The sequence below is a fragment of the Microvirga sp. GN3 genome (assembly GCF_055792825.1).
In genome coordinates this window covers 1-10562 of the sequence record NZ_JBVVAK010000222.1, presented here as the reverse complement: position 1 = coordinate 10562, position 10562 = coordinate 1, and the positions used below count along the sequence as shown (strand labels likewise).

The following is a 10562-nucleotide window of genomic DNA, read 5'->3' as shown; positions in this document are numbered from 1 at the left end:
TTTCATCAGGGCCAGCGGTCACATGAGCCGCACTCACAGGCCGTAGATATGACTGCACCCGACCACTTGCACTCACGTTCAACAAAACCCTTGCCGGCAGGGAGCGTCCAGATATGACGATGCCCGACGGACTGTCTCTGTCGTTGTGGCGCTCCCATGGAGAACCTGCCCCATAGCACATCCCTCCATTCAGAAGACACGAATGCACCATCAAACCCTGGGATCAAACAACTAGGTGAATGACATTCCGAGCCAAAATGTGAGGAAGGCAAGGGAGCTGACAATAGCCGCCCACTCTGATGCTGTTAGCCTGCCTGATCCTGACGCTGATGAATTGCCGGTGGCCATGGTACCCCCTCGCCTGGTGCGCCCTTGTTGCTGCCAAGGACATCAAGGCGTCCAATCAAAAACCATCTCAAGAGTACGGCGCGAGGCTCGGCCTTGATGTGCTGGTCGACACATTCCGTTGTAAAGCCGCATCCAGCGCGTCGGAGGGGCCGGAGAGGGGATCAGGTTCCTCGCAGCCACCCGGGATCTATAAGGTCTGTTATTCCGCCAGGCGTGGCAATGGCTCAACCTTGATGTCGAAATGCAGCACGTCCTCGCGGGTGCCAAGCTTTTCGTACAGTGCAATTGCTGGGGCGTCGCCGTAATCAGCCTGAACATAGATAACCCAAACACCACGCTGGGCGGCAACCTCGCGCAAGTGCTCAATCAGGGAAGTTGCGACGCCCTTCCGTCGATGCTCTACGCTGACTGCAAGATCATAGATGTACAACTCGCGCCGTGCTCTCTCGAATTTGTCGAGTTCATAGGCGACGAGACCGCCCAGAACCTCCTCGCCCTCCAACGCCACGAGGGCAACGATGTGCTCCTTCGCCAGCAGGCCCTCCAGGTAGGCATCACCTGGCAGTTCAGCCCCGTACGTCTCCGGATCAGTGAATGCGTCACCGAAAACCGCATTCAGCTTGAGAAGAAGCCCGATATCGCCGGGCATGAGGCGGCGGAACATGATGGCCATCGACGTCATTCTCTACGTATAGCGCTGCTGCGCCGTTAGGGGCTTATCTTGCAATCACCCCGCTCGGCGAAACACGAGGCTGAGATTGTTGGCGGGCATGTGAACGCGTTCGACAAGTTCCAATCCATGGTCTTTGGCCAAGGCTGCCACGCTCTCAAGATCCCGCACGCCCCACTCCGGATTGCGCCGCCTAAGGTCCAGGTCAAAAGCTTCGTTGCTTGGAGCCGTGTGGGCACCGTTCTCTTTGTAGGCCCCGTAGAGATAGACCACACCCCCAGGCGGAAGCACCCGCCCGGCTCCGGTCATCAACCCTTGGGTCGCCGACCATGGGGAGATGTGGACCATGTTGATGGCGACAATCGCGTCAGCCTGCTCCACGGGCCATTCTGGGGCGGCTGCATCAAGGACAAGCGGTGCGAGCAGATTGGGCAGGCCCGACGCCGCCCGATGAGCGGTGATGCTTTTGAGGGCTTGCTCATCCCGATCGGTGGGCTGCCAGGTCACATGAGGGAGCGCTGCCGCAAAGTAAACCGCATGCTCGCCTGTGCCACTGGCAATCTCCAGAACCTGTCCGGTTTGCGGGAGCGCCCGGCGAAGCACGGCCAGGATCGGATCGCGGTTGCGGGCGACTGAAGGTGAGGCCAGTGCCTCGCTGGAATCAGATGGCTTTGTCATGAGCCAACATATAGCGCAGGTCAAAGAAGCATGCTGTTGGCGTGAACGGAAATACGACATCGGTGGGTTGGAGGAGCATCACGGAGCAAAAGCCGGTGAAAACTCTGCGAACCTCCTTGTCATTTCCTCACACCTGATTAGAACAAATCAGGAACGTGAAGGGCATGATTCCCATGCAACATGGTCATTCGAGAAGGTCCCACCGCATCATGAACCGGGAGAGGGCCGACAAGCTTTTGGAGTCTCTGCGTCCAACTCGTCATCTGCTCACGCAGACCCTGGCCGAGATCCCGATTGGGGGCTCGGAGTACCATCAGATCGATCGTGTTGTCCGCGAGATCGACGGGCTCGCGGAGATCCTGATTGGGTCTGCGACCGATTTCGACCGGCAAGGCCATCCCCCCCAGGAGAATGGCACAGGATAACCCATGTCACGGTGAGCAGATTAGAAGAACAGGGGCCACCACAAGGATCCGGTTTTCGGCACATAGGCTCATCGTCCGATGATGCCCGATCAACACGACTTAACACGATGAAATCCAACTCAATTCAGCTGGCTTCACGGGTTAATGCGTTGCAATCATTTCTACCCTGAAGAATTCCGATAGCGAACTGAATATAAGCTACCGATGTAAGGAATACGGCTTCTTCGCGCCTCTCACTCCCGATAAGTACCTGTTATCAGAAGTGAGCCTAAACAGTCGGCTGGATGGCTGCCCTTTCAATGGAGGAGGTTCCGGCCAATCGAAGTCGTACTCTTCTAGGATGCCTGCGTCACAACTCGAACTCCTCCGTGGCTCGGCAGCTACAGCAGGTCTACAGGTGGCATCCGAGCCAATTGAGCTTTGACCACCTCAGCGCGCCCTTGGTTGACCAGTTGCTCTGCCGTCTGTCCGTCAAGACTTGGAAGGGGTCGAGTCCGGTACCAAGCAACTGCACGTGCCGTAGAGCCGACCCACGGAAGAACCAGATTGATGACCTCAATCGTTTCTGCGAGCCGATCCGATCTGCTGTTGTCAGGTTGATTGCTAGCGTCGAGCATATCCGCCGACAGTGCTTGGTGATCTAGAGGTCGCTCAAGATCTCTCAGACTACCGTTTTCCCTCCGCCTTTCTCGCCTACTGGCAACCTCGTTGAGCACGACGGCGAACCACCCCAAAGCACAGACAAGAGCGGGCATTACAGCGGAATAGAGAAACCAAAACTCATTGAGGTGTCCAGCGCGATACGCCCACCAACCAGCGAGCACCATAAGGGCAGGAAAGATAATGCCAAAGAACAACGGCGACTTGCCCATGCTGGCTCCTATCAACTGCTTACGTGAGGCAAGCGATGGCTGAACAATCCATCTGGCAGCCTATGACCTCCGCCGAGTTGAACCGGTTCACGCTTGCGATAGCAGTTATCAATGGCGACGCTTCCTACCCGGCGGCAGACCTCCAAGCACGGATATCGCGCTCTCTTCATAGCCATCGATCACCATCGTCACTTCAGATAACTTATCTTCCAAGGCGCGTTTGATCAGGCCTTCGATCTCGCTCAGGAGTAAGCCATAGCCCGCCAGTCTTTGAATGAGCGCCGTGATGGCTGGATCGAGCGGCTGGAATTCCGACCAAGGGTATTCACTGACGTAAGAATGTGCCACTTGGTCCTCCAACGTTCGGTTTGACAAAGTTGTCGCGTAATCAGCCAGGGATGCCTTCTGGTGGAATCCTGCCATCTTTTCCCAACCGGAACCGCTCGACGTGGATCTCGCCTCTGGGATCAATCCGTCCATAAACCATTCCTGGAAATGTCTGGGAGCCGAGGGTCTGGAATCCATCAGGGAAGACAGCGGTATAATGCATCAGGACACGGGCCCGGCCATCGAAGGTCCGATCTGGATGAACAGCGATTGAGATCGGATCACAATCGATGCCATGGAAGCTAAATGCGATATCCTTGTCCTGGTAGTAGTCGACAATGGACGACCATCCGGAAAGCTCCTCAATCGAAGCCGATCGGACTACCTCGGCAATTTTCTGACAAAACTCCGGAGATGAGGTGAAATCGGCACTCATGGCTTCCCCAGCCAACCTGCTCCGCTCGAGAGCAGCATCTGAACGCTGATGTGGACCAACGGAGTTCTCCCTTGTAACTATCTATGATCAAGGACGGCCAATATCCGATGGTTTGGGGTCGGCCAGAAGTGAACCTATCACCTGAGTAAACAGAGTATAAGTAGGCACATAAATCCATTGTCAAGTTACTACGGATTCTCCCTGGACAACTAGGCACACACGCCGAAGTAATAAGCAAAACAACATCCTTTTAACTCGGCTCACTATTCGCCATACAAGTTCCGCTTTTGCGTAACCCTCCAATTCATTTACCATAATAGACTCATGCAGCTTTCAAAATTCTGACAATCGTGCGGGAATTACACCGTTCACGGCATCTAATGAGTTTTGGTTGAAAGCCACATCATGAAGATCAATCGTAACAGGAGTTACCTCGAAGTGACTGACGCCGACGGCTGCCGTCACCTGCTACGGATTGGAAGCATCCAATGGCTGAGCGACGTTGACATCTGCCGCAACGAGACGCTCCTGACAGCATCTGGACGCACAATTCACATCCCACTTGAGCTAGACGTTCTGAAGGAACTGCTAGAAACACCGCCGTTCGCCCAACGGGGATGTGCCTCCGCCGACTACAAGATGGCTAGCCAAGAGCCCTCACAGGCTGTCAATCCCGAGGGCGCACACGCTATGACCTCTCACCAGTTACTCGACATACTCTCTACTTGGCTATCTGCCGATTACATAGACAGCAGCATCAAGAGTATGGCCGCGAATGTGCTGACAGAGCTTTCAGCACGTCTTTCCCAGAGCGCCCCAGATCGACGCTATGAGGACAGCCCATCTGGCAACCACGCTTAGATCTTTAGGGCAGATTTAACCAACCGAACCACAGTGCATTCGGCAGTCTCGTTAGCACTCCAGAACCCGCGGTGCAGCTACACGGCCATCCGATTGAATAATTGCAGAAGCTCGTGACGGAGCAACCCCTGCGCTCGCCCTTAAGATGAAAATTGGGAAGCTTCTATGAGGTCCAAAGTGATGAAGCGTGAGTCAGAACATCCTGCAATCGATCTTGATGGGTTTGGCTTGTCAGATCACAAATTCGGTCCCGTGCGGAAAGTTGTAACTGGGCGCCGAACAGGCTCAATGAGCGGCTCATTTCCATCTAAAAAGAATAACAGACTCATCGCATTCGAAAGTCTCCTTGAGGCAGATCTCATTGTGCTCATGGAGCAAGACCCAAACATTATGGCCTATGCCGCACAACCGGAGACGTTCCGGTGGAAGACACCGAGCAAGCAGGCGCGGCGCTACACACCTGACTTCCTCGGGATGTACTCCGACGGGCAACGTGCCTATCGAGAGGTCAAACCAGCGAAATACATAATCCGTGACGCAACTTTGGGCGGCCGCCGCGCACAAATCGAGATGGAATGCATCGAAAGGGGAGCATCCTTTGAAATCTGGACTGAAAATGAGATTCGCTGCGGGACATTCTCGAGAATTTAACGGCTCATGCAAAGGCGCCAATACGCTGAGATCTAGCTCCAACATACGGAAGCAATCATGCCTGCAACCCGCCTTCGTTTCCACAGTGGTGACCACCTACGTATCAAAGGCGAGCACGCCGGTGCAGTCCTGTGGCGCGTCTTTGAAAGATCCGGGCGCGCTTGGAAACTCGAGCCAGTCGGAGGTGGGGATACAAAATCGTTCAACGACGATGATATCCGAACATTACGATGCCTCGGCCGGTTAGAGCATTACGCATGCAATCCAGAGGGCCTCTCTCAAGCACAAGCCGAACTCCTCCGCAAAGCTTTTGATATCCATAAGCCGGAGGCACGTATCACGGCTGAGCGTCGGACTATCTACTGCCGGAGGGTCGATCACAAGCGCGACGTAGGACATTTCTCACTGGACCGATGCTTCCATGATGTACCCGAAGAGGTTTTCTCTGAGTATAAGGAGAAGTGGGAAAGAGAGGATCGCGACCTTGTCCTGTTGCGTGCGGCGGATCGTAACCGAAGACGTCACATGCCCGAGCTTACGGAAGTTGCCGACGCGATCTCTCCGGTCCTTAGCCCACCGAAACCGACTACCCTCGAGACGTGGTATCGGGCTTAGGTAGAAGTTGGAAGAGACATACGAATTCTCATTCCGCTCGACGCCAAGAAGGGAAACCGCCTCCCTCGCCTACCGGGAGATATTTACGAGAGTATGAAACTCTACATTGAGACGTTCTTCCTGACGCTCAAGCAATCATCTCTGCGATACGCCTACCGGCAGTTGATGAAAGAACTCAAGCAAAAAGAGCAGTATGTCAGCTACGAGAGCTTCCGGAACTACTACAATTCAAACTGGTCAGAGTTCGAAGCGGACAGGAAACGTCTGGGGTGGCGCAAGGCCCATTCGAAGCATGATGTTTTTCGGCGTACGCGGCCACCAGAGCACGCGCTGGATGAAGTTGAGATTGACCACTGCTTGATCGACTTGATTGTCGTCGACGATGTGTCTGGGCGGCCACTAGGCCGCCCATGGTTGACAGTGATGCTCGACCGGGCGACTCGAATGATCGTGGGCTGCCACCTGTCGTTTGAGGTTCCTAGCTTCGCATCACTCCAACGCTGCTTAGCTCACGCATTTTGGCCGAAGGGCTTGGATGGCTTGTGCTTCAAGAATGATTGGCCCTGTGAAGGGATACCTAAGCGCATCTTCACGGATAACGGGCGCGAATTTCTGTCCCGTAGCCTTGAGCGAGCTGAGCGCGCTATGGGTTTCACCATCGTAAACCTGCCTGTCCGCAGCCCGTGGCTGAAAGGTGCTGTTGAGCGCCTATTCGGAAGCATGAACTCGCAAGTATTTGATTATGAGGATGGCAAAACATTCTCGAATACAGCCAGGCGGGGTGACTACGACTCCGTCCAGGAAGCGAGGGTTACGCTTTCCGAGACACGTCAAAAGATACTCGAATGGATTGTGGACGACTACCACGTGACGCCTCACGAGGCCTTGGACGATGAGACGCCCCTTGAGGCTTGGTACCGTAAGACAGATACTTATGGGGTGCGCTGTGTCTCCAATGAGGATGATCTTGTTCAGCTGCTTGGTTATGCTACCCTGAGGCCAATTACGAGAAGTGGAATTCGGCTTTTTGGCCTCTACTACTTCTGTGACGAGCTCAAGTCTCTGCGCAAGCGGCGTGGCGGCCGTTCCAAGCGATTTGAAATCCGTGTCGATCCATTCGACATCGGTGTTGTACGGCTCCTTGATGATGTGAATGGCGTATGGCTGAAAGTTCCGTGTGACCGTCCTGAGCTTTCTCTCGGCGTCTCGATGTATCAGGCGCGTATCCATATTCGCACCGCGAAGAGAATGGTTAAGCAGGGCAAAGTAACTGAGAGTGACCTGTATAAGGCGCGCCAGCGCGTCAAGGACGAAAGCGAGCAGCGCCTACGCGACGAGAACGCTACAACTACCGCGGCAAAGGTCGCTCGGTACGCTCTCCCTAACGGACAGTTTATGACACCTGTCGCCGGATTGGAGGGGATTAGGGCCTACAACGATGATACGCCCGACATCGCCATTACAGAGGAACCTGCCTCGGCTCCGTCCGGTGATGGCATCCAAACTGCCAACCCTCAACCAGCCAGGATCGATCTAAGTTCGGCAATCGCTGCAAGAGTTAGCCAAATGAGGAAATCGGCATGACAATCGGACTACGCTCTAACTTGGCTCCGCTCACTGAGGCTGGGTATCCTCACACCATCAACCAAATCATCGCACTTGAAACAGATGTCATTCAGCACGCCCAACTCATGGCGGCCAAGGCATCCATACGGAAACTCCACTATCGCTCCCATACTGCCGGGAAGCGGCGCCTGAAGGCACGAGCGCTTCTGCTCGTTGGCGACTCCGGTGCTGGGAAAACGACCATCCTTGAAGACTACCTCTCAGAATATCCGGCGTCGGAGACAGCCGACGGGGATATTCGGCCTATCGTCTACGTCGAGACGCCTCAGAGACCAACACGACGCCAGTTCGTTGCAGCAATCATAAGTTCGCTTGGCTATAAAGCGAAGGACGATTGGAATACCAAGCAAATTATAGATAGGATTAGCAGCTACTGCGAGGAGCTACATGTCGACATAATGCTTATCGATGAAGCCCAAGAGATTTTCGAGAATAAGAGTGAAGAGACTCAACGTGAGATATCTGAGTTTCTCAAGTCACTTCTAAATTCCTGTAAGATGCAGATTGTCCTTTCTGGACTTCCGAGCCTCTTGAAGCTCAGAGAATTCAAGCAGCTGAAGCGCCGTCTAGAGCCGCCTGTAAAGCTCGTCCCTTATAATTGGTCAACTATCGAGGGTCGCGTCGAATTTCTCGCTATCCTTAACTTATTCGAAGAAAGGGTAGGACTTTCCCAGTCGTCTAACCTCGCTGAGCACGAGACTGCAAAACGTATCTACTGCGCGACAGGCGGGCACGTCGGCTTGGTCTCCAAGTACCTTAGCCAAGCGCTTGAGATCGCTTTAGCTGAAGGTCTGCCGAGGATCGACTGCGGGCTTCTTGCACGTGCATTCGACGCGTTCGAGGGCGACGACGAGGATATCCCGCTGCTCGACTTCGATGCCCCACCGGTCCCAGTAGGCAGCGGAAACAAGAACCCTCAGAATCCGTTTATCGCAACGCAAAAAGAACTGACGAAACTCTGGTCGACCATGATCGAGAACAGGGCGGACATGGGAAGAAATGTCCGCCCGAGAACCTCTCGTCATACACGCTTCCAAGGCATCGGCGATAAAGAGGAGCGGATGCTCTAATGAACTTCCAACAGTCTTTACGGCTTCCGCTCCGTGTTCCGGAACGGTTCGAAGAACCAGGGCATGGCCTTTTGCTTAGACTTGCCGTGCGTCATCGTGAACCGGACGTTCGCAGTTTCGCTAGGGACATCGGACTCTGCTTCGACCGAATATCTCGGGGACACGATATCGAAAAGTTAGCAAAGCTCGCTGGAATTGTGTCTGACGAGTTGGTGAAGAGTTCACCGCGCATCAACCCGTCTGCCCGAACCGTACAAATCGGACAGGATAGTGTCAGTCTCGGCGACTGGACCCTTAGGTGCCGTCGCTGGTGCCCGAACTGCTTCGCAGAGGATTTGCGTAATGCGAAGATTCACGGCAGCCGTCCTGAAACAGCGACCTACCATAGATTCTGGTGGGACATAAAATCTACTAGGAATTGTCCCTTCCATGCGACGCAACTTCGCGAAAAGTGCTCTCAGTGTGAGGCACTGCCCGAGTGGGCGGGACGTCCTGCTCATCTATGCGCCTGTGGTATGTCTTTCGGGCGTAGCGTGAGAAAATGTGATGATGATGCAGCTGACCATCTAGATCGCTATATTGTTTATCGACTGACCGGGAGGCGACATGAGCCTGTGCCGTGCCTCGACGACCTTACCCTCGGGGACGCTATCTTCCAGTTGGAGCGTCTCGGTCTAGCCTCGAAGGGGTGGGCTCGGTTTAAGCCTCCAGTCTATGAGGATCAGGTTCGACTAGCGAGAGTTGAGGGCTTTCAGACGGCAAAAGACCTCGATCGTCTCTTCCCGAAGATCTTAGACAATACGCTGATACGGGCGAGTGCGAGCGGCAACGCGAAGGGTTTGATTGCGTCATATGGCTGGATTTACGAGCACTGGGTTTCAAACATACCCGAGTCTCAACTTGGAACATCCTTGAAGAGCATCCTGCGTAAACACGCGCTCGAGTCCGGCGTTATTGCTCAGGGCGAAGCTGTACTTGGTCACGTGGGCTCCTCAGCTACTATAAATATCACAGAAGCCCGGCGGATACTTAACGTGGGTCACGAGCGCGCCCGCCGAGTCCTGCAATCACGAGGATTGATCTCAACGGCGACCCGCCAAGGGGTTGCCGCTCCCGTTATAGCCACTGAGGTACAGCACCTCGCCGAACTTAAAAGAGAGGTACTGAACGCTATTGAGCTGCGTAAGCATCTCGAGATTGGCAAGCCCCAAGTGACCCGGCTCGTGCGTGAGGGCCTCATCGTTCCGCATTGCCGCGATGACACCTCGAAGCGGTTTCTTCGCTCCGATGTAGAAGGCTTCATATTGAAAATTGCTCAAGGAGCTCCAAGAGTGCGGCAACCTGACGGCTCGGATCCGCTTCCCGCCGCGTGTCGAAAGGCAAGAATCCCGTTGGCGAAGGCCTGTCGATCAATACTCGACGGCGTGATCAAACCCGTAGGCGTCGGAAGTGGCCGTTTATCACTCGCAAAGATCTTTATAAAGGTAAGCGACCTCCAGGCCATTCGAGGTTCGAATCCTGGCCTGAGTATCCAGGAAGTGGCGCGGGCACTTCGCATCCACCATGAAGTCGCACGCCATTTGGCGCGCTGCAACTTCCTGTCCTTCACAGGAACAGGGCCCGGGAAGCGGATTGATCCAACGAGCGTCACACGCTTCCACCGAACATATATAACAGCATCCGAGCTTGCACGGGAGCTCCACACCTCACCCAGGTATGTTACTGCTCGACTGTCTGGCTTCAAGGTTCATCCGGTTATAGGTCCCCCGCAGTGTCGGCAGATATTCTTTGCCCGCGCGCGGATAGAAGGCTTGTTGGGCAGCACAGGACGCACGGTACGACTGGATTATGAACCGCCCAGGTAATTACCCACGCCGTTGCTGAGGCTGGTTTCAGGCGCTGACGGTAGCGAGAATGGTGCCGAAGACGGTGACACTTGGCGTGAGCCGAGCCGTATCGACGACGGTGCGCACGGCCGCTTCG

At 54.7% G+C, this 10562-nt stretch carries 10 protein-coding genes and 1 pseudogene; 5 read left to right on the top strand and 6 right to left on the bottom strand.

All coding sequences use genetic code 11. From position 1 onward, the window contains the following. Positions 1 to 547: 547 nt before the first annotated feature. Together ACS5Q1_RS43870 and ACS5Q1_RS43865 are read right to left on the bottom strand one after the other, a co-directional pair. Entirely contained in the window at positions 548 to 1021 is a 474-nt protein-coding gene (locus ACS5Q1_RS43870; RefSeq protein WP_473104113.1) for an AAC(3)-I family aminoglycoside N-acetyltransferase, read from the bottom strand. 54 nt (positions 1022 to 1075) lie between these two features. Next, on the bottom strand, positions 1076 to 1696 hold the full coding sequence (locus tag ACS5Q1_RS43865; RefSeq protein WP_473104112.1) for a DUF938 domain-containing protein: 621 nt from the start codon (positions 1694 to 1696) through the stop codon (positions 1076 to 1078). Between the two features lie 209 nt (positions 1697 to 1905). On the opposite strand from ACS5Q1_RS43865, the gene ACS5Q1_RS43860 reads away from it, so the two are divergent. Then, a complete protein-coding gene (locus ACS5Q1_RS43860; RefSeq protein ID WP_473104111.1) occupies positions 1906 to 2121 on the top strand; it encodes a hypothetical protein in 216 nt (71 codons plus the stop codon). Between the two features lie 380 nt (positions 2122 to 2501). Here ACS5Q1_RS43860 and ACS5Q1_RS43855 read toward each other — a convergent pair whose 3' ends face one another. The 3 genes from ACS5Q1_RS43855 to ACS5Q1_RS43845 all read right to left on the bottom strand — a co-directional run bounded on the left by ACS5Q1_RS43855 (position 2502) and on the right by ACS5Q1_RS43845 (position 3756). Further along, positions 2502 to 2993 carry a hypothetical protein gene (locus ACS5Q1_RS43855; protein ID WP_473104110.1) on the bottom strand — a complete coding sequence of 164 codons (492 nt, stop codon included), beginning with the start codon at positions 2991 to 2993 and terminating at the stop codon, positions 2502 to 2504. Positions 2994 to 3101: 108 nt separating this feature from the next. Beyond that, complete coding sequence (locus ACS5Q1_RS43850) at positions 3102 to 3341, bottom strand: hypothetical protein (protein ID WP_473104109.1); 240 nt, start codon at positions 3339 to 3341, stop codon at positions 3102 to 3104. A gap of 40 nt (positions 3342 to 3381) precedes the next feature. Continuing rightward, entirely contained in the window at positions 3382 to 3756 is a 375-nt protein-coding gene (locus ACS5Q1_RS43845) for a hypothetical protein (protein ID WP_473104108.1), read from the bottom strand. Positions 3757 to 4797: 1041 nt separating this feature from the next. On the opposite strand from ACS5Q1_RS43845, the gene ACS5Q1_RS43840 reads away from it, so the two are divergent. The 4 genes and pseudogenes from ACS5Q1_RS43840 to ACS5Q1_RS43825 form a co-directional block, all read left to right on the top strand. Further along, the gene (locus ACS5Q1_RS43840; RefSeq protein WP_473104114.1) at positions 4798 to 5268 is read left to right on the top strand and encodes a TnsA endonuclease N-terminal domain-containing protein; all 471 of its coding nucleotides are present in this window, start codon (positions 4798 to 4800) and stop codon (positions 5266 to 5268) included. Positions 5269 to 5976: 708 nt separating this feature from the next. Beyond that, on the top strand, positions 5977 to 7467 hold the full coding sequence (locus ACS5Q1_RS43835) for a DDE-type integrase/transposase/recombinase (RefSeq protein ID WP_473104107.1): 1491 nt from the start codon (positions 5977 to 5979) through the stop codon (positions 7465 to 7467). Then, a complete protein-coding gene (locus tag ACS5Q1_RS43830; RefSeq protein WP_473104106.1) occupies positions 7464 to 8579 on the top strand; it encodes a TniB family NTP-binding protein in 1116 nt (371 codons plus the stop codon). Before ACS5Q1_RS43835 ends, ACS5Q1_RS43830 begins: the two co-directional genes overlap by 4 nt. Then, positions 8579 to 9010 (top strand): annotated as a pseudogene (locus ACS5Q1_RS43825) (TniQ family protein); the annotation flags it as partial. The gene ACS5Q1_RS43830 and the pseudogene ACS5Q1_RS43825, both read left to right, overlap by 1 nt. 651 nt (positions 9011 to 9661) lie before the next feature. Here ACS5Q1_RS43825 and ACS5Q1_RS43820 read toward each other — a convergent pair. Next, positions 9662 to 9898, bottom strand: a complete 237-nt coding sequence (locus ACS5Q1_RS43820; protein WP_473104115.1) for a hypothetical protein — start codon at positions 9896 to 9898, stop codon at positions 9662 to 9664. Between the last annotated feature and the right edge of the window lie 664 nt (positions 9899 to 10562).

Coding starts and splice junctions, on each gene's coding strand:
- ACS5Q1_RS43845 (WP_473104108.1), bottom strand. CDS start 3,756: ATGAGTGCCGATTTCACCTCATCTCCGGAGTTTTGTCAGAAAATTGCC.
- ACS5Q1_RS43870 (WP_473104113.1), bottom strand. CDS start 1,021: ATGGCCATCATGTTCCGCCGCCTCATGCCCGGCGATATCGGGCTTCTT.
- ACS5Q1_RS43835 (WP_473104107.1), top strand. CDS start 5,977: ATGAAACTCTACATTGAGACGTTCTTCCTGACGCTCAAGCAATCATCT.
- ACS5Q1_RS43860 (WP_473104111.1), top strand. CDS start 1,906: ATGAACCGGGAGAGGGCCGACAAGCTTTTGGAGTCTCTGCGTCCAACT.
- ACS5Q1_RS43865 (WP_473104112.1), bottom strand. CDS start 1,696: ATGACAAAGCCATCTGATTCCAGCGAGGCACTGGCCTCACCTTCAGTC.
- ACS5Q1_RS43855 (WP_473104110.1), bottom strand. CDS start 2,993: ATGGGCAAGTCGCCGTTGTTCTTTGGCATTATCTTTCCTGCCCTTATG.
- ACS5Q1_RS43840 (WP_473104114.1), top strand. CDS start 4,798: ATGAAGCGTGAGTCAGAACATCCTGCAATCGATCTTGATGGGTTTGGC.
- ACS5Q1_RS43830 (WP_473104106.1), top strand. CDS start 7,464: ATGACAATCGGACTACGCTCTAACTTGGCTCCGCTCACTGAGGCTGGG.